The organism is Shewanella donghaensis (assembly GCF_007567505.1).
In the GTDB taxonomy this organism is placed as follows: domain Bacteria; phylum Pseudomonadota; class Gammaproteobacteria; order Enterobacterales; family Shewanellaceae; genus Shewanella; species Shewanella donghaensis.
In genome coordinates this window covers 42,215-68,119 of the sequence record NZ_CP041783.1, presented here as the reverse complement: position 1 = coordinate 68,119, position 25,905 = coordinate 42,215, and the positions used below count along the sequence as shown (strand labels likewise).

Genomic DNA, 25,905 nt, shown 5'->3' with positions numbered 1-25,905 from the left:
ACCCAGCTATTTTTCTGCAAACTGTTTTTCTTTGGTTTTATTGCTGTGTAATACAGAACTTGAAAAAGACTTTAACTCGCCTAATAGCTGCTGATGAACTTGACTCAGCTTAGGACGATTTTGCTCTTTAAAGCTGAGCGGTCGGCATAAGCTCATGGCCTGATAGCCTAGACGTGCGGTAAGCAAGCCGCCACCTAGACCTTGAGCAAGTCTTGCTGATAATTTTCCTGTCATCTCAACTGACAGTAATTGCGTCCCCAAATCAGTAACCACTTCGGTTGTACCTGCATAAACAATGTTAAGTACAATGCTTTTAATCAGTTTAATCCGGCTCCAATAACCCAGCTCGATGCCATAAACATCAGCAATTGCATTGATCATCCGCTGGTTTCGCCACAAAATAATCGCCATATCTAATACAGCGAGGGGGCTTGCCGCCAATAGCAATGCTGATTCTGCAGCAAATCGACCGACAATCTTTTTCGCTTTTTCATCTCGTTCAGATAAAACTAATTCATCAAATAGCAACACCATTTCAGCATCATTATGCTCCCTACCATCAATGGCTAAATATTGCTTTTTACCTTGGCTATTTGGGTATTTTTGTAATAAAGGCGTTATAAATTTTCCGGCTTCACCACGCTGCATACTCAGTGCTAAGCGCTCACCTGCAGCTTGCGTATCAGCAACATGCTTGAGCTTAACCAGTTTGCGCCATTCTGATAATGTTATTGCTCCAGCCCAAGCAACAACAATGCCTGTTACTGCCAGATAAAAACCAAATAACCATGGGCTTTGTAAGTAAGCATTTTGCAAACCCTGTAGTGACTGCACGATAACCACAAGGATTAATGCAATAAAAGACAGCTTGGCGAGCAAAGACAAATTTCGCGGTTTATCGTCTTGCTGACTAATCGATTCAAGCCCATCAATCGCTTGTGGAAGATCTGCTAAATTTGATTCGCAAATGAAATCAACATCAGCAAATGACTGTTGTGCTTTGACATCTTGCTCAGTGGTATCTTTATCATTCGCAGAGTCGAGACTTTCAGTTTCAAAAACATGTTGTTTTCTCAGTTGAGTGTCATTGGCATCTGTATATTTAGGATTAGGATTATTTTTAGTCATGTTATTGCAACTTATCGCCCAAAAGGAACTGTAATAAATGGTCTAAGCGAATATGCTCAAAACGTGGATCTGATAGTGACGAATTGGGTAACTTAGGCGGATTAAATGAAACAAAATTAAAACCTTGTTTATCCCAGAAGCTGTCTTCAGGTAGATGTTGCGGTACTTCTCCAGGAAATATCGTTAACATTTGCTGATTCTCGTCAATCCCCCTAACCACCTCTTGCTCACCGGTTGATGTCGACACCATCCCATGTTGAGTCGCCTTTATCGCACTAATGGCCATGGTTTCAACTTCACAACCTTCATAGTTAGCAAAATGCTGACTATGTTTTAGCATGTCGGTTAATAAGCTTAATACCTGGCCTTGCTGATCACGAGTAACACGATCAACTTTACTTGCCGCAAACAGTAGCTTGTCTATTTTAGGGGAAAATAATCGCCTTAATAAACTGGACTGCCCAAAATGAAAACTTTCAACAATGCTATTAAGTGCATTACCCATGTCCTCAAACTGCGCTTTACCGCTATTTAAACCGTTAAAACAGTCCACCAGCACCAATTGACGGTCAAAACTGGCAAAATAGTCACGATAAAAAGGCTTTACCACCACTGAAACATACTCGTCGTAACGGCGTTTTAGTACTTGGTAATAACTATCATCAGCAGCGTTTTCTAGCTCGGATAATGCCTCTTTATCAAGATGAATCAACGGAAAGAAGGCCAGTAAAGGGGTATCAGCAAACTCACCAGGCAACAACATTCTTCCTGGCTGCGCTAAATAAAAGCCTTGGTTATTCACTAAATCGAGCAGTAGCGTTTGATAAAGATCAGCGATTTGTTTTAACTTATGCTCATCAGCAACATCAGTTAGATTAATGGCGGCTAACTCACTGGCAAAATCTGAATAACAACCGGAGACCTCTAGGCGCTTTTTAACCGCAGCTTGGGCTTCACTCCATTGAACAAAATTTTGTTTCATCATCGGTAAGTCGAGCAACCACTCACCGGGGTAATCGACGATATCGACATATAAAGTGGCGGTTTCAGACAGTTTTGCCAATATCCCCTTTCTCGGTCGATATTTTATCGCCAATCTTAATTCGGAAATATTTCTTGTTGATGCCGGCCAAGTTGCAGGAGTTTGAGTTAAAGAATTCATCCCACCTTGATAATCAAAACTGGCAATAGCCAAATCTGGCTGCATAGCTCGCTTTATGCCAACTAGACGGTTTTCACGACATACTTGCCATAAAGGCAGTGGATTTTGTTTTTGGCCTTTATCTGAGTGCTGACCAGCATGGAGCATTTGATTAACTAAACCGGTAATAAATGCCGTTTTCCCTGCACCAGACAGCCCCGTAACAGCCAAGCGCACATGCCTATCTGTTGAACGATGAACTAATTGCTGGGTTTTCTGGGAAATCTTATTAATTGAACGATCAATAAAACTCATAGTTAATCTCAATTTAACAACAGGCGAAAAGTTTATGATTAGATTTTAATACAATTCGTATTGAATTTAATACTGTAATGTTTAATCAGTAATGTGAATACTGCAGATTAAATCTGCATGACTAGCGGGGAAAATAAACAAGGGCGGTAAACCGCCCATTGGAATTATATGAAGATATTAGTTTGAATCGAGTTAAAGATTGTTAATTTCTCTTTTCAAATCAAAATTATCTGAAGTGACATGTCGCTCAAGTCGCTGCAATCTAATCTCGAGTGCATAAAACTGACTATTTACATCATGTAGAGCGCGCTTTGCTGGCTCTCCTGCCTGCCAAACTTTTTTCTTCACTTCAATATCTTTATGGCCTTTAGCATGTGTTGTACTTTCAGGTTTGATATCCAGTATCATCCACAATGCAACGTAGATAACGACTACTGGTCCTCCACCGCCCAATAACAAAATTGAAATGGCTAAGACACGTACTAACCATGTCTCAAAGTTAAAGTAATCTGCAATCCCTGCACATACGCCTGATATTTTACCTGTTTTGGGGATGCGGTATAAAGTACGACCGTTAGCTTTGTTCATCTTTACCCCTCCACTCAGGTGCCTCTGTATCTAAAATAGCTTCCAATGTTTCGATTCGTTGGCCCATTTTATCTGCTTGAGCAATTAAATCGTTTAATTGAGTAAACTCCGCCTCAGTGAGCCCCTGACTCACTTGTCGCTTACTGCGATAATGAAGAATCAACCAGATAGGCGCCACAATAACTAAAAATATAATGATTGGGGCAATAAGAAGATCCATATCCATAACTCACCTCTGAAAAAGTTTACTTGTTTGATTTAGGTTGTGATTTAGCTTTAACTTTCGCTTTTAATGCTTCGAACTCATCATTGACTGAATCTTCAGCTTCAAGTGCGGCAAATTCATCTGCAAGATTACCTTTCTTGCCTAAATCATAAGCTTCAACTTGTGACTCTAATCCTTCAACGCGACGTTCATATTGTTCGAACTTCACCATTGCATCATCAATTTTGCTTGAATCAAGCTGCTTTTTTACTTCTAAACGCGAAGTGGCAGTTTGCTTACGCATGATAATGGTCTTTTGACGTGCTCTTGCATCATTAAGCTTCTCTTGTAGTTGCTCAACTTCTTGTTTTAGACGAGCAATGTGCTCTTCTACAACTTGAAGTTCCATCTCAAGTGTTTCTAATAATGCGACTGTCTTTTGTTTTTCAACTAACGCTGCTTTTGCTAAGTCTTCTCTATCTTTCGATAAAGCTAATTCAGCTTTAGTTTGCCAATCGATGACTTGTTCTTGCACACGGCTAATACGTCTTAGTAACTCTTTCTTTTCTGCTAATACTTTTGCAGATGTAGAACGTACTTCAACTAACGTATCTTCCATTTCCTGAATAATCAGACGAACCATTTTTTCTGGGTCTTCAGCCTTATCTAATAAAGCGCTGATGTTAGAATTAATGATATCTGCAAAGCGTGAAAAGATTCCCATAATGTTTTCCTCAAATATATTGTTAATGTCGAAGAATATAATACACAAGTCATGCCAACTTTTTAAAAGCTTTATTTTTCAACTAGTTAACCAATTTATTAACTTTTACTTCCTTTTGTAGCTTTAGCCAACTATTATGATTTTCACCACTTGTTAGCGTAATAGACTAAAAATTACAGTGCCTAGACAATTTGAGCAAGATAATCTTATCGGACAATCTAATGCTTTATTAGAAGTTTTAGAACATGTGTCCAAAGTAGCCCCCCTTTCGAAGCCGGTACTCATTATCGGTGAGCGCGGAACGGGAAAAGAACTTATTGCAGAACGTTTGCATTATCTTTCAGCCCGTTGGGACCAAGAATTTATAAAACTAAATTGTTCATCACTAAGTGAGTCATTACTAGAAAGTGAGCTATTTGGTCATGAGTCTGGCGCCTTTACCGGTGCTAAAGGCAAGCATGAAGGCCGCTTTGAACGTGCAGATGAAGGGACGCTGTTTTTAGATGAGCTTGCTAATACCTCAGGTTTAATTCAAGAAAAGTTATTGCGAGTAATCGAATACGGCGAGTTTGAGCGTGTTGGCGGCAGTAAAACCGTTAGAACAAACGTCAGACTAATTTGTGCAGCCAATGAAGATTTACCTTCTTTAGCTGAAAATGGGGAATTCAGGGCTGATTTGCTCGATCGCTTAGCATTTGATGTTATTACCCTACCGCCACTGCGCTGCCGTACAGAAGATATCATGCCATTAGCGGAATACTTTGCTATCAGCATGGCAAGACAACTGGGCTTAGAGTTCTTTACTGGTTTTAGCCCCGTGGCGATAGAGCAACTCATGTCACATCGTTGGCCAGGTAATATCCGTGAACTCAAAAACGTGGTTGAGCGAAGTGTTTATCGCCGTGGATCTGATGGCGAAGAAATCGATCATATTATTGTCGATCCATTTGCTTCACCTTATCGCCCTATGTCTAGAGTTAAAACTAGGGAAAGACAACAAGCAAGTTCAACCAATGATCACGCGCCTAGCCAACAAGCTCCAGCAGACATCAACCAGTCTGAAGCAATTGATACAGCAGACTTAAACCAAGCTCAACCCTTAGCAATCAGCTTTCCATTGGACTTTAAGGATCACACTGAAAATTACGAGGTCGAGTTACTTAAAAGAGCGTTAGCTGAAAGCCAATATAATCAGAAGAAAACCGCGGAAATGCTTAACTTAAGTTATCACCAATTACGTGGGATATTGAAAAAATACAATTTACTTGAAAAAGCATGAGTGTGATATTTGCTCCTAAGTTATTAACACTGCTAAAATAGTCTCTCAGAGTCTAAAATAATGATAATAAAATGCGTGATAAACTAGAACGCTGGTTCCCGGCAACACTAATGTGCTTATTGTCTTTATTGATAACGGGTTGTGGAGAGTTAAATGTCCCTTCTGGCATTGTTTATTGTTCAGAAGGCAACCCAGAAACATTTAACCCCCAACTGGTGACTTCCGGCACCACCATAGATGCGAGCTCTCATCAGCTCTATAATCGCCTTCTTGATTATAATAACGACTCTTCTGACTTTACTGCTGGGCTTGCTACTCAATGGACCGTTTCTGATGATGGTTTGAAATATCATTTCATTTTACGCCAAGGTGTGCAATTCCAATATAGCGACATTTTTAGCCCATCTCGCCCCTTCAATGCTGACGATGTATTATTTTCATTTAACCGCATTATTGATACTAAACACCCTTATCACCTTGTCAGTCGCACGGGCTATCCCTTTTTCCAAAGTATTGGCTTTTCAAACCTAGTAACAAACATTGAAAAAGTTAATGATTACGAAGTGGTATTTCATTTGGCGAATAAAGATGCATCATTTTTAGCTAATCTAGCCACTGATTTCGCTGTCATTCTTTCTGCCGAATATGCACAGCAACAGCTACAAAAAGGGACACCTGAAAATATTGATTATTTTGCCGTAGGAACGGGACCCTTCTATCTCGCGGGTTACGTCAAAAATGAATATATCCGCTTTAAGCGTAATCAATATTACTGGGGAGAACCCGCTAAAATAGATCTGCTTGTTTTCGATATAACCCCTAAGAGTACGAGTCGATTAGCAAAAATCATCACCAAAGACTGTCAAATTTCGGCATTACCTAAACCCAATGAACTAGCGGTTATCAAGAAACACAAACACCTAGAACTCAGTAGTAAACCTGGGTTGAACGTTGCATTTTGGGCTTTTAACACCCAAAAGCCGCCACTTGATGATGTTAGGGTTCGACATGCCCTTGCTCACGCCATTGATAAACAGAATATTTTAGATGTGGTATACCATGATACCGCTGATGCTGCGACAGGCATGTTGCCACCAAACTCTTGGGCATATTCAGAGGCTCTGGACAGTAATGAATACAATCCTGAAGAAGCAAAGCAGCTACTAAAAGAGGCTGGAGTCAGCAATCTATCATTTGATATTTGGGCAATGCCTGTCGTTCGTATCTATAACCCAAATGCATTAATAACAGCCGAATTGATACAAGCTGATTTGGCTAAAATTGGCGTCACTGTCAATATTGTCAGTTATGACTGGAGCGTTTTTTCACAAAAACTCATTTCAAATGATTACGACTCTGTTTTAATCGGTTGGAATGCTGATAACACTGATCCTGATAATTTTTTCACGCCGCTACTCAGCTGCAGCGCAAATGAGTCAAATAATAATCGCTCTAAATGGTGTTCGTCAGAATTAGACTCAGTACTGACACAAGCCAAGGCAACTCAATCTAAAGCTGCAAGAAAAATCCTTTATCAAGAGGCTGAAAAAATCATTCATCAACAAGTCCCCTTGGTCAATATTGCCCATGCCAGAAAGCTCATACTGAAAAATACTTCGGTGTCAGCTAAAAACCTCAATTCTTATGGCGGAATATCTTTATCTAATGTGGTACTAAAACAACAGGAGAAACAACCCTAATGTGGCGTTACTTCTTAAGACGGATTAATTTATTTTTTGCCACCTCATTAGTGATGATTGCGGTTTTATTTTTTGCTACAGGAATGTTCCCGGTTGATAAGGGGTATGCCTTAACGGGTGTGCAATTCCCATCAGTGGAACAACAAATTCAAACGGTTGAAGACTATAAACTCGAAAGCAATCAATTGAATCAGTTCATCGCGTATTTATCTCAACGGTTATCTGGTGATTTCGGTATTTCAGTTAACTCTCAACAAAGTGTTGCCACTGAACTCCAAAGTGTATTACCAGCTTCTTTTGAGCTATCACTTTTTGCCGGTGTTATAGCGGTTTTCTTTGGCGTGCCACTAGGTGTACTTGCCTCCCTCAGTGAAAGTAAGTCAATACAGCGTAGTATTTTGGCATTAACGCTGACAGGCTACTCCATTCCCGTTTTTTGGTTAGGATTAACCTTATCTCTGTGGTTTGGGGTAAGGCTAGAATGGCTGCCAATATCAGGACAAATTAACTTACTTTATGAAATTGAACCGGTAACCGGCTTTATGCTTATTGATACTTTGCTTTCGACGGAAAGCTATCGTATTTCAGCGTTTAAAGATGCACTTTTGCATATCATTTTACCTGCCGTTACTTTGGCGGTATTGCCTTTTACTGTAGTAGTACGTAACACCAGACAAGCGATGATGACGGTTATGACCCAAACTTACATCCGTGCAGCAGAGGCTCGGGGGCTCAATACCTACAGTATATTAATAAAACATGCCTTACCGAATGCACTCATCCCAGTGCTAAAAGCCTTTGGTTTAATGCTAGGTTCATTTGCAAGTTACGGTATTGTGGTTGAGGTCATATTTTCTTGGCCCGGTGTTGGCACATGGCTCATTGCCGGTATTTACCAACGAGATTACACCGTCATTCAGGCAGGTATTCTTTCAGTATCATTGTTAATTATCTTTTTGAGTATTGTGATTGATTTAGTGCATACCACTATTAACCCGATTAATAGGAAAGAATTGTATGCAAACAAATAAGATTTACCAGGAAGAACACATTGTTTCTCCAATGTGGCAGTTATGGAAAGCCTTCGCCAGTAATCCCTTTGCAGTTGCTGGGTTATGGGCGGTTATATTTTTATTGCTGTTAGTGTTATTAGGTCCAATACTTGCCCCTTTCCCACCTGAAATGCAAAACCCTGAAGTCATATTGCTACCGCCCTCTTGGGATGCATTAGGCCATGTATCCCATTTTCTAGGTACTGATGATTTAGGCCGAGATTTATTTAGCCGTATACTCCACGGTGTGAGATTGACCTTTGGAATGTCATTAGTAGTCGTGCTGTTTGCATTGATAGTAGGCTTCGTTATCGGTTCACTATCAGGCATGATGCGAGGCTTAAAATCCAGTATTCTAGGTCATTTACTCGATGCACTCCTGTCGATTCCATCTTTATTATTAGCTATTTTGGTGGTCGCGGTAACAGGCCCTGGATTAAGCAACATATTCTGGGCTGTTGGTATTGCTTTGACGCCGCAATTTGTCCGAGCCATTCATCAAGCGATTCATGAAGAACTGCAAAAAGAGTACGTGATTGCAGCAAAACTTGACGGAGCGAGTCAGTTACAAATTTTTTGGTACGTCATTATGCCCAACGTCTGGGAGGTCGTGATAATCCAGACTACCATCGCGATTTCAGTGGCTATTTTGGACATTGCCGCTTTAGGTTTTCTTAACCTCGGAGCCCAAGCTCCAAGTCCTGAATGGGGCGCGATGATACACCAAGGTTTGAACAGCCTTTTAATAGCACCTTGGTCGATTACAATCCCGGGTCTTGCGATCTTATTTACCGTGTTATCCATTAATTTAGTGGGTGACGGATTACGCTCGGCATTAGCGCCGATAAGAAATTAGCTTATGCCATTACTTGATATAAGAAACCTCACCATTGAACTCGATACCCCCCAAGGCACTGTTAAAGTGCTTGAGAAGGTCAGTCTGACCATCAATCCAGGTGAAATACATGGTTTAGTCGGAGAGTCAGGCTCAGGCAGAAGCTTATTAGCAAAAGCCATTTTGGGTGTCTTAGGCCCCAATTGGAGAATTATTGCAGATCGGATGATGTGGGATGGTCAGAATTTACTTGAGATGAGTAAAAAGCAACGCCGCAGTTTAATGGGTTGTGATATGACCATGATTTTTCAAGATCCATCGGGTAGCTTGGATCCTGTAAAAACCATTGGCAGTCAATTAATCGAGTCGTTAACACCCAATAAAGCCGTGCCCTTTTGGCGAAGAGCAAAAGACACTAATCTTACTGCGCAAAAATGGCTTCACAAAGTGGGCATTAAAAACCCTAAAGCAATAATGAAAAGTTATCCGTGGGAGCTTTCTGAAGGTGAATGTCAAAAGGTCATGATTGCCATGGCCGTAGCCAATTACCCTAAGTTACTTATTGCCGATGAGCCCACAAATGCCATGGAGTTAAAAACTCAGGCACAGATTTTTAGGCTGCTATCCCAATTAAACCAACTGCAAAATGTGTCTATTCTATTAGTCAGTCACGATTTAGAGACATTAGTAAAATGGTGTGATCGCATTAGTATTTTATACAGCGGTCAAATCATGGAGTCTGGCCCAGTAGGCGAGTTAGTGAAGCAACCCTATCACCCATACACTAAAGCCTTATTTAAAAACTTACCTGATCATACAGGTCAAATGCGCCACAAAGCTTACTTACCTTCCCTGCAAGGTTCTTCGCCATCATTGCAACATTTACCAGCAGGTTGCAGGCTTGGACCTCGTTGCCCAGATGCTGAGCGGTCATGCGTAATTCAACCCAGTTTAGTCCATGAAAAAGATCGCTATTTCGCCTGCCACTTCCCATATCAAAATGAGGTAGAAGATGACAACTCCATTACTTAAAGTAAATGGGTTAAGTAAACGCTACTTCACTGGTTATAAGAGTTTCAAAGCTCAATATAACCAGGCTCTTTCGCCGATTTCGTTCGAGTTAGAGCGCGGACAAACCTTAGCGGTTGTTGGTGAAGTGAGTTCAGGTAAAAGTACCTTAGCGAGAATATTGGTTGGTGCAGAGCCACGCACTACCGGTGAGATATTATTTGAAGGAGAGGCATTAGAAGCGCGCAATTTCAAACAGCGTAGCCGCTCAATAAGAATGATTTTTCAAGATCCTAATACATCACTGAACCCGAGACTCACTATTGGCAGTTTGCTCGAAGAGCCGTTGAGGTTTAATACAAACTTGTCAGCTGCTGAACGCATAGCACAGGTCACCGATACATTAAGAAAAGTTGGCTTACTGCCAGAACATGCCAGCTTTTATCCCCATATGGTATCTGAAGGTCAAAAACAGCGTGTTGCAGTGGCTAGAGCATTGATGCTTAACCCCAAAATTATTATTGCAGATGAAGCACTGGCTTCATTAGATTTATCAGTACGCTCTCAAATACTTAACTTGTTACTTAAATTACAGAAAGAGATGGGCTTATCTTATGTATTTGTGACCCATAATTTAAATATTGTGCGTCACTTTAGCGACAAGGTTATGGTATTAAAAAAAGGATGTTTAGTTGAAAAAACGACTACCGAAGAGTTGTTTACTAATCCACAAGAAGCATACACTCGACGGTTAATTTCTGAGCAAGCTCAACTCTCGGCAAAACGCTAAACTGCTCCAACCACTGAGTTATTTACCCATATTTATTAAAAATCAGTGCCATTTAGGTGACTAACTATTTATCCTAGGGCGATTGTTAAAGGAAGAAAAGAAATTATGATAATTAAACCTAAGACACGTGGCTTTATCTGTACAACAACTCACCCTGTTGGTTGTGAAGCAAATGTGAAAGAACAAATTGAATTAACTAAAGCGAAAGGCAAAATTGCTAATGGCCCTAAAAAGGTATTAGTTGTCGGCTCTTCAAGTGGTTATGGTTTGTCTTCTCGAATTGCTTCAGCATTCGGAAGTGACGCTGCGACCATCGGTGTATTCTTTGAAAAGCCAAGCACGGAAACTAAGCCAGGCACTGCAGGTTGGTACAATTCAGCTTACTTTGACAAATTTGCTAAAGCTGAAGGCTTATATTCAAAAAGCATAAATTGTGATGCATTCAGTCATGAAGCAAAACAAAAAGTCATTGAGTTAATTAAAGAAGACCTCGGCCAGATTGATATGGTGGTTTATTCTTTAGCCTCTCCTGTTCGTAAACTACCTGATACGGGTGAAGTGATCCGCTCATCACTTAAGCCAATTGGTGAAAAATATACTGCGACTGCAGTAGATACCAACAAAAACACCATCATTGAAACATCTGTAGAACCAGCAACCGAACAAGAAATTGCCGACACAGTTACCGTCATGGGTGGTGAAGACTGGGAATTATGGATGAGCGCCTTAAGTGATGCTGGTGTTTTAGCTGATAATTGTAAAACCGTAGCTTATAGCTACATTGGCACTGAAATTACTTGGCCTATTTACTGGCATGGTGCTTTGGGTAAAGCCAAGATGGATTTAGATCGCGCTGCACATGCCTTAGATGAGAAATTAGCAAAGACTGGTGGTTCAGCAAACGTTGCAGTGCTTAAGAGTGTCGTTACTCAAGCAAGTTCAGCTATTCCAGTCATGCCTTTATATATCGCGATGGTCTTTAAGAAAATGCGTGAAGAAGGTGTTCATGAAGGCTGCATGGATCAAATTTACCGCATGTTCAGCGAGCGATTATTTCGCGCTGATGGACAAGCTGCAGAAACAGATTCAGAAAACCGTCTTCGCCTAGATGATTGGGAATTACGCGAAGAAATTCAGAAGCATTGTCGTGAACTGTGGGCTGATGTGACTACAGAAAACCTAGCAGAGCTGACAGATTATAATGAATATAAAGAAGAGTTCTTGAAACTATTTGGTTTCGGAATTGACGGTATTGATTATGATGCAGACGTTAATCCTAACGTGACTTTTGATGTTGTCAGTTTATAACTGTTAAATTTCAAAACTGATAAAAACCAAGCCAAGGGCTTGGTTTTTTTTGTCTGCAGATCCCTTATTCAATTATATCAAAGTAGTTATATCTGCCTAATTAGTTATTAAGGTACAAAAAAAGGCCAAGCTGATGAGACTTGGCCTTTGGGGATATCAGGGATGATGAAAATTTATCTAAGGTTTACTTCTTTTCTAGTGCGTGTTTAGCAGCATTCTCACCGGCTTTACGCCCGAACACTACAGTTTCAGCAATCGCGTTACCACCTAAACGGTTGTGACCATGTAAACCACCTGTCACCTCACCTGCTGCAAATAAACCGTCCATTTTCCAGCTTTGTAAGTTAAGTACGTTTGCATCAGTATCCACAGCAACACCACCCATAGTGTGATGGATACCAGGGGCAACTTTAACTGCGTAGAATGGAGCTTTGCTTAAGTTAATTGGCATATCTTCACGACCGAATGCGTCATCTTTACCCGCAGCTTGATACTTGTTGTAATCTGCAGCTGTTTTAGATAGTTGGCTCATGCCAGTGATTTTAGCTAACTCTTCAATGGTGTTCGCTTTACTTAACATACCTAAATGTTCGTAGCCGCGTACCATTTTCTTTTTCTCCACCAATTGCTCATCAAAAACTAACCAAGCATATTGATCTTTCTGCTTTAAAATCGCATCAGACGCGCGGTCACGGGTGGTTAGTTCACTAATAAAGCGTTGGCCATCGGTGTTCACCATAATCGCGCCCACACCACGAACAGTTTCAGAAATTAAGATACGGCTGTCTTTACCGATTGTTGGGTGAGCTTGAACCCAATCAATATCAGTCATTGAAGCGCCAATTTCTTTGGCAAGTAATACACCATCACCGGTTGCAGTAACGTTGTTTGAACTGGTCATGTCTTTCATTGTAGGACGATAGTAAGCCACCATTTGTTTATTCATGCCATAACCACCAGTAGCAAGCACGACAGAATCTGCAGCCACCATGTTGTAACCACTGTGACGGCCGTGAACAACAACGCCAGCAATTGATTTATCATCATTTAACACAACTTTCTCAACACGTGAGTTAACACGTACTTCAATATCACGTTCAATTGCAGCTTTACGTAAAGTATCAATAATGTGTGGTCCAACTGACGCACCGCCTGATGGACGATGGGTTCTTTCAACTCGAGCACCACCAGAACGTTTTAAGTCGTCCATGTTGGCACCTAAAGACTCAAGCCAAGCTACGGCGCCAGCTGATTCTTCAGCAAGAATTTGCACTAATTTAGGGTCATTTTTATAACGGCCACCTTTCATGGCATCTTCTGCATACCAATCAACTGAATCTTTAATACCTTTTGCTTTTTGCTGAGGTGTACCAACTGCGTTAATACCGCCAGCTGCTAGCATAGAGTTACCGCCGGTATAAGGGGCTTTTTCAAATAGAACAACGTTAGCACCTGCCATTTTTGCAGAAATCGCTGCGTTAAAACCCGCACTACCGCCGCCAACAACAATCACATCAACCGTTTCTACTGGACCTTTAGTAATCGCTTTTTGAATTTTTTCTTGGTTCCAACCCGCATCCCACTTTTTCTTCGCTTTAGCTTCGGAGAATGGCATTTCCATTTCAAAGTTATGGCAGTTATTACAGGTTAATTCAGCTTTAGCATGACCAGAGTGACAAGAAGTACAGTTGATTTCACCTAAGTGAGAAGCGTGTGGGTCAAATTCTAATTTGTCATTAACCAAATCAGCGTATCCGCCGTGACAATCCTGACACTGAGCATTCTCATGTGTTTGGCTATCAGTCATCGATTTTTTGATGTCTTTCATTTTGCCAGTAACGTGACAAGACTCACACCCGCCCATATCTGTATGGAAAGATGCTAAGTCATTACCTTTAGCCACTGCAGCACCAGAAGAAAGCATCATCACTGCCATCGCTGAAACCAAGTATTTCATTTTCATTGTTCATACCTCTAAGTATTGTTCTTACAACTTGTTTTGTTGCAGCAAAGAATACTCATAAAGGAATAGCCAAACTTAGACTTAGGTCAACTTTGTCATTTGGTTAAGATTTAATGAAACAGGCTTAAAATAAACTTAAAACGCTACATAAAAGCAACAGCTGTGACCTAGATAAAATTCCTATCAACAATTCATCTCTATTATTGCTCTCAGATTATTAACATCAGGTGGGTGACTTAATTCGCAGTTACTTACTTATTTGTTAGTCATATTTCAGTGACAAAAATAAAACAAAGCACTGAATAATATACTTAAATTTGAGATGAGATTGAATATGAAAAAATCACTAGTGTCACTTACCGTATTATCAGTACTATCAGCAAGTTCTTTTTCAGCCTTTGCTGAGTCACCGCAATTTTATGGTCGCTTTGAAATGGCTGTTACAGAATCCGATAACGGATTTACAACACAAAATAAAAAGTCAGGTACTGTACTTGAAAATAATTTTTCTCGTTTAGGCGTGAAAGGCAGTGAAAAAATATCAGAAGATATTGAAATACTTTATAAAGTTGAAGTTCAAGTCAACGCTGCCACGAACGAAGCAGATGATGATTTATTTAAGCCAAGAAATACCTATTTAGGTATAAAAAGTAACATAGGTACTGTATTGGTGGGTCGTAATGACACGGTAATGAAAACCTCAAAAGGGACTGCTGAAGCATTCGCGCTAACAAATGCTGCTTATAACAGGATGATTGCAGGTCAAGTCCGTAAAGCCGATGGCATTACCTATTACTCACCAAAAATGGCAGATCTAGTCACCTTTAATGCCACGTATTTAATGGAAGACAACTACGATTCAAACGAAGACCAATATGCAGTAAGCATGACCATTGGCGATAAGAAGCTTAAGAAACAGCAATACTATGTTGCTGCAGCATATAATACCATTGACGGCGTCGATGCCTATCGAGCGGTGGCACAAGTCAAATTAGGTAACGTCAAACTCGGCGGTTTATTCCAAAATTCTGAAAGCCAAACCTACAGTGATAAAGAAGGTAACTCTTATTTCATCAGTGCTATTTATCATTGGAATGGGATTAATTTTAAAACTGAATTTGGCAAAGACGAAGCGGGATTTGGTAAATTCTTTAAAAATAATAGCCAATCTACAACTGCTCAATACAATGAAGCGACAGATGTCGATATTAGCTCTTTTGTCATTGGCGCTGATTATCGAATCTCAAAATCAACCATGATATTTGGGCATTTTGCCACTTACGAAGGTGAATATAGAGTGGCGAATACAGGACCTCTCATTCAACTAGAAGATGACAACATATTCACTGTCGGTGTTAGATACGATTTCTAGTAATTGAAATCAATGTTACAACCACAATGTAATGTAAATCACCTGTTGAGGCGATTTACATTACTAAAGCAAGGTCCATCATCTATAGCCAATATCTAGCATTAATTTGACCTCACCTACAAAATTCAAAAACTACCGCAACAGATTGCAACAGTTTGTGTTTAAGTCGTTATAATTGTGATGAATCCATAAGAATAGTTAGCTATGAAAATTACATTGAAACAACTGTCAATATTTAAAGCTATCCACATCAATGGCCAAATATCCAAAGCAGCCAAAACCTTACACATGTCAGTTCCTGCTGTCAGTATGGCATTAAAAGATTTAGAAGGTTCATTGGGTACGCGTCTATTTGAGAGAAGTAGCAATGGCTTAACGATTAATGATAATGGTGAAGTTATCCTGCCTTATGCCAATGAAATGCTTTCGAAAAGTAATCAGTTAGAACAAATGTTTGCAGAGCGAAGTGCCATTGGTGGAACCATAAAAGTTGGCAGTAGTAAAACGGCTGGTAATTATATTCTATCTAGAAAGATACCTTTATTTAAAAAACAGCACCCATCTGTAGATATCAAATTAGTCATTAATAATAGTTTGACCATTGAAAAAATGGTTTCGGAAAAAGAACTCGATTTGGGCTTTGTAGATGCAAAACCTGGGCTAAATAATTTACAGTATGAACAGTGGCTAAAAGACAGATTATGTATCGTTACAGGCTCTGATAACCCGCTTGTTACTGAAACGATAACCTCAGAATTACTGTCCCAAGAACTTTGGATTATGGACGAAACCATGTCTGTTTCAAGGCTTAGAAATACCCAATTATTAAAAAGTGCCAAAATCAGTATTAGCCAAGAGCTATCAATGAATACGATGGGGGCGATTAAACGTGCCATTGGTACTGGGATCGGTGTGAGTGTTTTGCCATTTTTAGCAGTTACGGAAGAAATCGTCAGCGGTGAGCTGGTTGAATTAGACTTACCTGAATGGGATTTCCAAAGAAACTATTGGTCAATTTGGCGTAATGATGAATCATTAACACCGTTACTCAGCGAGTTTATTAATTTCTGTAATCAATAAACCATTTATCTTAATAGGTTGCCAACTTAAATGATTTCTCAAGATCCTATTATTCTTGGCCTTTTGGCAACCATTATTGGCGCTGTTTTTTATACTAGCCAACTGTCACACCCTTTTTTTAAAGGCTTATATCGCTATATTCCAGTTATGGTGATGGTTTATGTATTGCCCTCTTTTTTAAACACATTTGATATTGTCGATTCATCCCAAAGCCAGCTTCATACCGTTGCCTCAAATTATCTGATGCCTGCTTGCCTAACTTTGTTAATCCTCAGTGTGGACATTAAATCAATTCTACTATTAGGCCCAAAGATTGTTTTGCTGTTTTTAATTGCCAGTTTAGGGATTATTGTTGGTGGACCAATAACTTTATTGCTGTTTGCAAAGTTTGCACCGGATTCAATTAATTGGCTTGGGGGTGATGCTGCTTGGCGCGGAATGGCAACACTTGCAGCTAACTGGGTTGGAGGCACAGCTAACCAAATCGCCATGAAAGAAATTTATCAGGTTAAAGATAACCTGTTTGCCATTATGATTTCAGTCAATGTCGTGTTTTCAGCAATTTGGATGTCATTTTTGCTCATTTGTGCCAATCACGCGAAAACTATCGATAGTGTTACTGGTGCAGATTTACGGCAATTTGAAAAGCTAATTGATAAAACAGAAAACAGCTTAAGCTGCGAACAAAAAACACCAAACCTAACAGATTATATGCTGATATTTAGCGTTGCATTTGGGGTCACCGGGTTAGCGCATATGGGAGCAGATTTTCTCGCCCCCTATTTTGCAGAACACTATCCAGAGACAGAAAAATTTAGCTTAACCTCAAACTTCTTCTGGCTGATTATCATTGTCACCAGTGTTGGCATTGCTTTATCACATACTAAAGTAAGAAATTTAGAATCAGTAGGCGCCTCTAAAGTCTCTACCGTAATGCTGTACTTACTGATTGCCAGTATGGGATTAAAAATGGACTTAACCATGATTGATGATTTTCCAGTATATTTCGTTATTGGGTTTATCTGGTTAACAATTCATGCCAGCTTTGTCATCATTGTCGGCTTATTGATGAAAGCACCAGTGGCTTATATGGCTTTGGCCAGTCAATGTTGCATTGGCGGCGCTGCATCTTCACCTGTTGTGGCAATGGCTTTTCATCGCTCGCTAGCCCCTATCGCAATTATGTTCTCAGTGTTTGGCTATGCATGGGCGACTTATATGGCATGGATTTGCGCAGAAATGATGCGCTTTGTTTCACATTAAAAAGTACTTCAAACAACACCTGCTATTTAATCCACTTGTAAAAAAATCGTTAAATGAACTTTGTCTTTATTTGCATCAAGTGTCGTTTCGCTTGTTGAGGCGACTATATCTAAACGTTCAAATATAAGCGGCAAATGAGTCAGCCTTTTACCACTATGAGGTAACCATTCGCTGTATAAGAACTTTATTTTCGCATGCAGCTCTTTATGACTGCCGCAATGGGTAAACATCGCGTAATCACTACGAATAAGCTGCTTATGCACAAAATGATCTGAATCAGCTAGAACAGATTCTAACGAGGTTAATTGCTCTTTGCTTAAGCTAGCACCAATATCGATACGATATAACTCTTGGCTTGCTGTGAGCTTGTTTGAGGTAGGAATATCATAGATAAAGTTGAATGTTCTACTTGTTGATGGTGATAAGCGATGTTTTTGTCTAAATGCGATAAGTGATTGAACTGACTGAGACACAAAACGTTCAGGGCCTCGATGCTCAATCGCGACAATATCAATCGCCTCTCGTTCTACTAGTTCAATCCCTACTAACTCGTTGGTTAACTTATCATGCCCTTCAGATAATGTGCTGAGCGGTTTTTGCTTAGCGAAAAAGTTACCCCAATCTGGGTTGTTTTGAAAGTTTTGAGGACTTTGACCAATGTTGTTGCTGAAAGCGAAAGTAAAAGCTTCTATGGAACTAAATCCTGCTTGCTTAGCCACTTCGGCGATAACGGCTGTTTTATCAAAACCGAGTGTTTGTGCAGCCTCAATATTTCTGAGTAGACTGATGTAATCTTCAGGCCGCGTGTGAAATAAGCTGTAAAATAAAAAACTAAAATGCGCTTCTGGAACCTCAGCTAATTGGGCTAAGGTGTTTATTGCTAATGGTTGATTTAAATGATTGTCGATATAATTTAGCACTTTCTCAAAATTGGTATTAAGCTCTTTCATCACTCACCTTAAACACGTTGCTATTATATTCTTTAAAAGAGTCATCATTAAAACTCTAACGGCCAAAACTGCTCAACAAAAGTCAATTAACAAGTATATGATTTTATCCTTTCACTTGTTGCCATTGATAAAAGCTAATATCGGCTAAATCAAGCATCGATTGATCTTCTTCTGTATCGCCATAAGCAAAAACTTGATCATAATCTTCAATAGAATATTGTTGTAAAATGCGCCGAGATTTTTCAACACCACAGCAGTCACCTTCTCGATATTGCCCTGTCAACCTGCCCTTATTCGATTTCAACTCAGCGCAGATTAAATCAAATCCATGACGCTGACACCATGGCGCTAAATACAAGTTTAATGATGCTGACACCACCACAATTTGGTCTCCTTGTTGTTGATGCCACTTTATTCGTTCCAGAGCTTGCGGATTGATCTGTTCATCTAAGCCAAGTGCATATTGTTCGCCAATGCTCTTTAGTGTTTGTTCATCACGCCCCATAAAAGCAAACTTAGATATGGCTTTTCTTGCTGTTGATGAACCAACGAAACCAATTTTAAATCCTAATATTATTGGCATTAAAATCAAGTAACAAACAACGAGACGCCATTTGGGCACACTCAAATAGATAAATGGTGTATAGGTATCTTCAACAGTAATGGTTCCATCAAAATCAAACAAAGCTAAGTTCATAAATATCCTTATCTCGAACTCAAAAAAAACTTAAAAAAAAGCCAAGGAAGACCTTGGCTTTTATTAGTAACAGAAAATTTATTCTACTACTGGATACTCAATTTTTGCTTGTGCTTTTAACGCTTCGATAACTGAACGATAATCCGCTTCGCTGTATTGTGGTGCTAGACGTTGCTTAATACTCTCAACAACTGTTGCATCAATACCTTCAGCAGCATTCACTTTATCCAATGCGATAACTGCAAAGCCATTAGCTAAAGCAGCTGTATCAAAAGATGCAACGCCTGCTTCAGGAGCGGCTATTTGGAATGCTTTAGCAGTGATCGCTTGATCGATATCTTGATTGAATCGAGCTAGTTGCTCTTTAGTCGCAATCGTTACATCAGTAATTTCAGTGCCAGCTTTTAGTTGCGCTAAGTATTCGTTTGCTTTCTCACTTGCGGCAAAGTTAGCATTATCTTGTTGTAAGCGAGCTTCAATAGAACTGCTAACCTCAGATAATGGCAAAGTACCCGCATCTTGATGCTTCAGTAAGCGAATAACAACAACGTGATTAGGCGCTAGCTCAATAACATCACTGTTCATGCCACTGCCGATAACATCGTTTGAGAATGCAGCTTTGATTAAGTCAGGCTTATTCAAGTTAACTGGAACATTATCACGCGAAAATAAGCTCGTAGTCTGTACTTCAAGATCAAGTGCTTTAGCAGTTTCATCTAAGGTATCAGGTACTTCGTAGCTTGTATCAGCAAGAATGCTTTGTAAGCTATAGAATTCATCTACTGCTTTCTTGTTTTGAAGGTCGCTAACAATTTTGTCTTGTACTTCTTCAAATGGTGCCGCTGCACCAGTTTGAACTTCAAGTAGTTTAACAATGTGATAACCGAACTCACTTTTAACAACTTCAGAGTAGTTACCCGTTTCAAGTTCAAACAAAGCGGTATCGAATGCGGGATCCATTACACCTTGCTCAAACCAATCAAGTTGACCACCTTGCTCAGCGCTGAATTGATCGTCAGAGTCAGATTTAGCAACAACGGCAAACTCTTCACCGGCTTGCAGCTTAGCAAGTGCAGCTTCAGCTTTAGTTTCATCAGCACTGTCATCGCCAGAAGCAAATAATATATGTGCCGCTAAACGTTTTTCAGGAGTTTGATATTGCTGTTGGTTTTCTTCGTAAAACTCACGAGCATCTTCAACAGAAGTTTCGATACCTTTAGCAATATTAGCAGCATTTAACTCTACATATTCTAAGCTAACTTTCTCTTGGCTCATGAATTGAATTAAATTGCTGTCATAATAAGCTTTAATGTCATCAGCAGAGGCTGTAGCAGAAGCTAAATAAGGCGCTGAATCTACGATTAAATAACGAATATCACGTGTCTGACCTTGGACTTCAGCTAATTGCTTAGCTTCACCATCAAGGACAAATTCGCTACCCACTAATGCTGTCAATAATTGACGACGAGTCATATCAACACGCATCATATTTCTGAAGCTTGCCGTTTGGTAACCCAATTGACGTAATACTGCTAAATAACGTTCGTTATCAAACACACCATCCGTTTGGAAAGCCGGTTCGGTAACAATCGCTTGTTTAATTTGTTCATCTGAAACGCGTAAACCTAAGTCTTCAGCAGCTTGGCTGATTAACTTGTCAGCAATTAGACGATCCAATACATTCTGCTTGATACCATTCATATAGTTATCATCGGCAGATAATGCATCAAACATTTCACCTAGCTGTTGTTCTAAACGGCCACGTTCATTTTGATATGCTTGTTCTAGTTCATTAGCGGAAATTTCGTCACCATTAACTACGGCAGCAGCAACATCGGTAGATGTTCCTAGGTAACTACTCACACCAGCAAATGCGAACGAAAGAATCACTAGCACTAAAATACTTTTAGCTATGACACCTTGTGAACCTTCGCGAATTTTTTCTAACATCTGAATTCTCGCTTGTTGCGATAAAATAAATAAAAAGGCGCACCACTTGGGGATGCGCCTTTTTGTAATTTAGACGGAGTTATCAGACGCTACCTCGGGTATGACCGAATCTCTCCAAACACTTAAATTAATCTTGTTAATTCCAGTGTTCTTTCTCGCAAAAAGCACTGATAAACAGTGCTTTCTACAAATGCCTTACAAAAGGCAACGATACCAACTATTTAGTTAACAGCGTCTTTTAGTGCTTTACCCGCTTTGAAAGCTGGAATGTTTGCTGCTGCAATTTTGATTTCTGCACCAGTCTGTGGGTTACGGCCAGTACGTTCTGCACGTTGACGTACTTCAAAAGTACCAAAACCAACTAGAGAAATTTTATCACCATCTTTAAGCGCTTCAGTAACAGCTGTGATAAAAGAATCTAGTGCACGGCCTGCGCCTGCTTTAGAAATGTCAGCACCAGAAGCGATTTTCTCGATTAGTTCAGATTTGTTCATGTCATCCCCTTGAATGTTATTTTCGCGCCGCAACCAAATCCGTCTTTAGAGCGGTCTGCGGAGGCTTTTTTATTATAAGTTTGATACCACACCAAACTTAGTTGGAAAACCAAAAAATTGTACTTGGATACAGCTCAAAGTCAGACGCGCCAAGGGTTTGGTGCTAACTGACTCTCCACTTATCTAGGCTACCACAGCTTTACAGTTTGTTAAGCCCTTTTTTCATATTTTTTGGGTTCAAAGCAACTTTTATTGCTTTTTAGCTACTTTTTGACCACTTCAAAACCTTTTACAGGTCTTTCTAAGGCCAATTCAAGTACTTCCTCGACCCATCTCACTGGATGAATCTTTAAATCAGCAATGACATTCGCTGGGATTTCTTCTAAATCACGCTCGTTCTCTTTAGGAATAAGCACAACTTTAATGCCGCCACGATGTGCTGCAAGCAGTTTTTCTTTAAGACCACCAATAGGCAACACTTCACCACGAAGGGTAATCTCACCCGTCATAGCAACATCACTTTTAACTGGATTACCGGTTAAGCTAGACACTAAAGCTGTACACATTGCAGCACCTGCAGATGGCCCATCTTTTGGTGTTGCCCCTTCTGGTACGTGAACATGGATATCACGCTTCTCATAAAAGTCATTATTAATACCAAGCTGTTCAGCACGGGCTCTAACAACGGTCATTGCAGCCTGAATTGACTCTTGCATCACATCACCGAGTGAACCGGTATAGGCAAGCTTGCCTTTACCAGGTACTGATGTTGCTTCAATAGTCAGTAAGTCACCGCCAACTTGCGTCCAAGCCAGACCAGTCACTTGGCCAATTTGGTTATTTGATTCTGCTTTACCATAATCAAAACGCTGAACGCCTAAGAATGACTTAAGGTTGTCTTGATTAACAACAACGGTTTTAACCGACTTGTCGAGCAAAATCATTTTCACAACTTTACGACACACTTTAGACAGTTCACGTTCTAAAGAACGCACACCAGCTTCACGAGTGTAGTAACGGATCATGCCAATAATGGCGCTGTCTTCAATAGTGATTTCAGTCGCTTTCAAACCGTTTCGTTCAATTTGCTTCGTTAATAAATGTTTCTTAGCAATATTTAACTTTTCGTCTTCGGTGTAACCTGACAGGCGAATAACTTCCATACGGTCAAGTAGAGGACCTGGAATATCCATTGAATTTGATGTCGCGACGAACATTACGTCAGATAAATCATAATCAACTTCTAAATAATGATCATTAAACGCTGAGTTTTGCTCAGGATCTAATACTTCTAATAATGCTGACGATGGGTCGCCGCGCATATCAGAACTCATTTTATCAATTTCATCTAATAAGAATAATGGGTTTTTAACGCCAACTTTTGCCATTTTCTGAATGACTTTACCTGGCATAGAACCAATATAAGTACGGCGATGACCACGAATTTCCGCTTCATCACGCACACCACCTAACGCTACACGTACATATTTACGTCCAGTAGCCTTAGCAATTGATTGACCTAAAGAAGTTTTACCAACACCTGGAGGTCCCACTAGACATAAAATTGGGCCTTTAAGTTGCTTAACACGACTTTGCACGGCTAGGTATTCTAAAATACGCTCTTTAACTTTCTCAAGTCCATGATGATCAGTATCAAGAATGGCTTCAGCTTTTGATAAGTCACGTTTAATTTTAGAACGTTGGCTCCAAGGAACTGCTGTCATCCAGTCAACGTAGCTTCTCACTACCGTAGCTTCTGCAGACATTGGAGACATCATTTTAAGCTTATTTAATTCAGCTTCTGCTTTTTCTTTCGCTTCAGCAGGCATTTTAGCATCGGTAATTTTACGGGCTAAAACTTCAAACTCATCCTGACCTTCATCAAGATCGCCTAATTCTTTTTGAATGGCTTTCATTTGCTCATTCAAATAGTATTCGCGCTGACTTTTTTCCATCTGTTTTTTAACACGGCCACGAATGCGCTTCTCAACTTGTAATAAGTCGATTTCGCCTTCCATCATCGCCATTAAATATTCGAGACGTTCTCCGACGTTAACCATCTCAAGCACAGACTGTTTGTCTTCAAGCTTAAGTGGCATATGTGCAGCCATAGTGTCAGCGAGTCTTGCAGCTTCTTCAATCCCAGTTAATGAAGTTAATACTTCCGGTGGGATTTTCTTATTAAGCTTGATGTAACCTTCGAATTGGCTGATAGCACTGCGAACCAGAACTTCTTCTTCTTTTTCTGCTAAATCTTCAGACTCTAAGTATTCAGCCGTCGCCACAAAGAAATCTTCTTCTTGTGTGTAAGCCGTTACTTTTGCACGTTGGCCACCCTCAACTAAGACTTTAACTGTCCCGTCAGGTAGTTTTAGTAATTGCAGAATAGAGGCTACGGTACCGACGTCAAAAATATCTTCTTTTGTTGGTTCGTCTAAATCAGCTTCACGCTGTGCGACCAATAAAATTTGCTTATCTTGTTCCATCGCCGATTCAAGGCAACGAATAGATTTCTCTCTTCCGACGAACAACGGAATTACCATATGGGGATAAACCACTACATCTCGCAGTGGCAGCACGGGGAGTTCGATATGCGCTTCACGCTCTTGGGTCATAGTTCGATTCCGTTTGATGAATGGATTTTATAATCAGTATATTGGGATGTTTTGTAAACTTTCAATGGTCAATACGAAAAAAGGAGCCCAATGGACTCCTTATTTAAAATAAATCACGATAAGTGTCTATTTATTGTTCGCCACCAGCAACTTGGCTTTCAGCATTTTCGTAAATAAGGATAGGAGAAGATTCACCTTTAACAACAGATTCATCGACAACAGCCTTAACCACACCTTCGACTGAAGGAATGTCATACATGGTATCAAGTAAAATGTCTTCAATAATTGAACGAAGACCACGAGCACCGGTTTTACGCGTCATTGCTTTGTGAGCAATTGCTTTAAGCGCATCTTCTCGGAACTCTAACTCTACATCTTCCATCTCAAACAATGCTGCGTATTGCTTAGTCAATGCATTTTTAGGTTGAGATAAAATTTGAACCAATGCTGATTCATCGAGTTCAGTTAGCGTTGCGACAACAGGCAAACGACCTATAAACTCAGGAATCAAACCAAACTTAATTAAATCTTCTGGTTCAACTTTACCCAAAGTTTGTGAAATAGTGGCTTTATCTGCATCACCTTTCACTTCAGCGCCAAAACCAATGCCAGAACCTGTTAGACCACGTTGCTCAATAACTTTTTCAAGTCCAGCAAACGCACCGCCACAAATAAATAGAATTTTTGAAGTATCAACTTGCAAGAATTCTTGTTGTGGATGCTTGCGACCACCTTGAGGTGGAACTGAAGCAACAGTACCTTCAATCAATTTTAGTAGCGCTTGCTGAACACCTTCGCCGGATACATCACGGGTAATAGAAGGATTATCAGACTTACGACTAATTTTGTCGATTTCATCGATATAGACAATGCCGCGCTCTGCTTTTTCAACATCATAATCACATTTTTGCAGAAGTTTCTGAATAATGTTTTCAACGTCTTCACCGACATAACCCGCTTCGGTCAATGTCGTAGCATCAGCCATTGTAAAAGGTACATCTAAAGAACGCGCTAAGGTTTCAGCCAATAATGTTTTACCACTACCAGTAGGACCAATTAGCAAGATGTTACTCTTACCAAGCTCAACACCTTCAATCGGCGTACCGTTACGCAAGCGTTTATAATGATTATAAACTGCAACTGAAAGTACTTTTTTTGCCTGATTTTGACCTATTACATAATCATCTAGATGATTGCGCAATTTATGCGGAGTCGGTAACTGGTCTTGATCGCGCTTAGGCGATATTTCTTTAATTTCTTCACGGATGATGTCATTGCATAACTCAACACATTCATCACATACATACACTGAAGGTCCAGCGATTAGCTTTCGTACTTCATGCTGGCTTTTTCCGCAAAAAGAGCAGTACAGCAGCTTGCCGCTGTCACCGGTATTTTTGTTATCGCCCATTACCCTACCTCTGTTACAGCCTATACACTGTCTGTAG

Annotated in this window: 22 protein-coding genes; 10 read left to right on the top strand and 12 right to left on the bottom strand. The window is 40.0% G+C overall.

Going from position 1 to position 25,905, the window contains the following annotated elements:
- Positions 1-6: 6 nt before the first annotated feature.
- From FPK91_RS00295 to pspA, 5 genes are all read right to left on the bottom strand, one after another.
- Positions 7-1,128 carry a TIGR01620 family protein gene (locus FPK91_RS00295; RefSeq protein ID WP_144206603.1) on the bottom strand — a complete coding sequence of 374 codons (1,122 nt, stop codon included), beginning with the start codon at positions 1,126-1,128 and terminating at the stop codon, positions 7-9.
- A 1-nt stretch (position 1,129) separates the two neighbouring features.
- Positions 1,130-2,584, bottom strand: coding sequence for a YcjX family GTP-binding protein (locus tag FPK91_RS00290; RefSeq protein WP_144206602.1), 1,455 nt, complete (start codon positions 2,582-2,584; stop codon positions 1,130-1,132).
- A 192-nt stretch (positions 2,585-2,776) separates the two neighbouring features.
- Positions 2,777-3,172 (bottom strand): envelope stress response membrane protein PspC, encoded by a 396-nt coding sequence (gene pspC / locus FPK91_RS00285; protein WP_144206600.1) that lies wholly within the window; start codon positions 3,170-3,172, stop codon positions 2,777-2,779.
- On the bottom strand, positions 3,159-3,398 hold the full coding sequence (gene pspB, locus FPK91_RS00280) for an envelope stress response membrane protein PspB (RefSeq protein ID WP_144206598.1): 240 nt from the start codon (positions 3,396-3,398) through the stop codon (positions 3,159-3,161). Before pspB ends, pspC begins: the two co-directional genes overlap by 14 nt.
- A 19-nt stretch (positions 3,399-3,417) precedes the next feature.
- Positions 3,418-4,101 (bottom strand): phage shock protein PspA, encoded by a 684-nt coding sequence (gene pspA, locus FPK91_RS00275; RefSeq protein WP_144206596.1) that lies wholly within the window; start codon positions 4,099-4,101, stop codon positions 3,418-3,420.
- Positions 4,102-4,279: 178 nt separating this feature from the next.
- Here pspA and pspF point away from each other — a divergent pair, with 178 nt between their 5' ends.
- From pspF to fabV, 7 genes are all read left to right on the top strand, one after another.
- Positions 4,280-5,380, top strand: coding sequence for a phage shock protein operon transcriptional activator (gene pspF, locus FPK91_RS00270; RefSeq protein WP_144206594.1), 1,101 nt, complete (start codon positions 4,280-4,282; stop codon positions 5,378-5,380).
- 71 nt (positions 5,381-5,451) lie between these two features.
- Positions 5,452-7,080 carry an ABC transporter substrate-binding protein gene (locus FPK91_RS00265; protein WP_144206592.1) on the top strand — a complete coding sequence of 543 codons (1,629 nt, stop codon included), beginning with the start codon at positions 5,452-5,454 and terminating at the stop codon, positions 7,078-7,080.
- Entirely contained in the window at positions 7,080-8,111 is a 1,032-nt protein-coding gene (locus FPK91_RS00260; RefSeq protein WP_144206590.1) for an ABC transporter permease subunit, read from the top strand. The genes FPK91_RS00265 and FPK91_RS00260 overlap by 1 nt, the downstream gene beginning before the upstream one ends.
- Positions 8,098-8,988, top strand: coding sequence for an ABC transporter permease subunit (locus tag FPK91_RS00255; protein ID WP_144206588.1), 891 nt, complete (start codon positions 8,098-8,100; stop codon positions 8,986-8,988). The genes FPK91_RS00260 and FPK91_RS00255 overlap by 14 nt, the downstream gene beginning before the upstream one ends.
- Before the next feature lie 3 nt (positions 8,989-8,991).
- Positions 8,992-9,999 (top strand): oligopeptide/dipeptide ABC transporter ATP-binding protein, encoded by a 1,008-nt coding sequence (locus tag FPK91_RS00250; protein WP_144206586.1) that lies wholly within the window; start codon positions 8,992-8,994, stop codon positions 9,997-9,999.
- Positions 9,980-10,765 carry a peptide ABC transporter ATP-binding protein gene (locus FPK91_RS00245; protein ID WP_144206584.1) on the top strand — a complete coding sequence of 262 codons (786 nt, stop codon included), beginning with the start codon at positions 9,980-9,982 and terminating at the stop codon, positions 10,763-10,765. Before FPK91_RS00250 ends, FPK91_RS00245 begins: the two co-directional genes overlap by 20 nt.
- Before the next feature lie 105 nt (positions 10,766-10,870).
- Positions 10,871-12,073, top strand: a complete 1,203-nt coding sequence (gene fabV / locus FPK91_RS00240; protein ID WP_144206582.1) for an enoyl-ACP reductase FabV — start codon at positions 10,871-10,873, stop codon at positions 12,071-12,073.
- Between the two features lie 184 nt (positions 12,074-12,257).
- Here the strand turns inward: fabV and FPK91_RS00235 are convergent, their stop codons facing one another.
- Positions 12,258-14,036: a flavocytochrome c gene (locus FPK91_RS00235; protein ID WP_144206580.1), complete on the bottom strand. Its 1,779-nt coding sequence runs from the start codon at positions 14,034-14,036 to the stop codon at positions 12,258-12,260.
- Between the two features lie 334 nt (positions 14,037-14,370).
- Between FPK91_RS00235 and FPK91_RS00230 the strand changes: the two genes are divergently transcribed.
- The 3 genes from FPK91_RS00230 to FPK91_RS00220 all read left to right on the top strand — a co-directional run bounded on the left by FPK91_RS00230 (position 14,371) and on the right by FPK91_RS00220 (position 17,751).
- Positions 14,371-15,408 (top strand): porin, encoded by a 1,038-nt coding sequence (locus FPK91_RS00230; protein WP_144206578.1) that lies wholly within the window; start codon positions 14,371-14,373, stop codon positions 15,406-15,408.
- Between the two features lie 204 nt (positions 15,409-15,612).
- Positions 15,613-16,488: a LysR family transcriptional regulator gene (locus FPK91_RS00225; protein ID WP_144206576.1), complete on the top strand. Its 876-nt coding sequence runs from the start codon at positions 15,613-15,615 to the stop codon at positions 16,486-16,488.
- A 30-nt stretch (positions 16,489-16,518) separates the two neighbouring features.
- The gene (locus tag FPK91_RS00220; protein WP_144206574.1) at positions 16,519-17,751 is read left to right on the top strand and encodes a DUF819 family protein; all 1,233 of its coding nucleotides are present in this window, start codon (positions 16,519-16,521) and stop codon (positions 17,749-17,751) included.
- A 26-nt stretch (positions 17,752-17,777) separates the two neighbouring features.
- Here the strand turns inward: FPK91_RS00220 and FPK91_RS00215 are convergent, their stop codons facing one another.
- The 6 genes from FPK91_RS00215 to clpX all read right to left on the bottom strand — a co-directional run bounded on the left by FPK91_RS00215 (position 17,778) and on the right by clpX (position 25,868).
- Positions 17,778-18,701 carry an AraC family transcriptional regulator gene (locus FPK91_RS00215; protein WP_144206572.1) on the bottom strand — a complete coding sequence of 308 codons (924 nt, stop codon included), beginning with the start codon at positions 18,699-18,701 and terminating at the stop codon, positions 17,778-17,780.
- A 103-nt stretch (positions 18,702-18,804) separates the two neighbouring features.
- Positions 18,805-19,398, bottom strand: a complete 594-nt coding sequence (locus tag FPK91_RS00210; protein ID WP_144206570.1) for an HAD-IB family hydrolase — start codon at positions 19,396-19,398, stop codon at positions 18,805-18,807.
- A 78-nt stretch (positions 19,399-19,476) separates the two neighbouring features.
- Entirely contained in the window at positions 19,477-21,348 is a 1,872-nt protein-coding gene (locus FPK91_RS00205) for a SurA N-terminal domain-containing protein (protein ID WP_144206568.1), read from the bottom strand.
- A 221-nt stretch (positions 21,349-21,569) separates the two neighbouring features.
- Complete coding sequence (locus tag FPK91_RS00200; RefSeq protein WP_144206566.1) at positions 21,570-21,842, bottom strand: HU family DNA-binding protein; 273 nt, start codon at positions 21,840-21,842, stop codon at positions 21,570-21,572.
- A 263-nt stretch (positions 21,843-22,105) separates the two neighbouring features.
- Positions 22,106-24,457, bottom strand: a complete 2,352-nt coding sequence (gene lon / locus FPK91_RS00195; protein WP_144206565.1) for an endopeptidase La — start codon at positions 24,455-24,457, stop codon at positions 22,106-22,108.
- A 130-nt stretch (positions 24,458-24,587) separates the two neighbouring features.
- Positions 24,588-25,868, bottom strand: a complete 1,281-nt coding sequence (gene clpX / locus FPK91_RS00190) for an ATP-dependent protease ATP-binding subunit ClpX (protein WP_144206562.1) — start codon at positions 25,866-25,868, stop codon at positions 24,588-24,590.
- Positions 25,869-25,905: the final 37 nt, after the last annotated feature.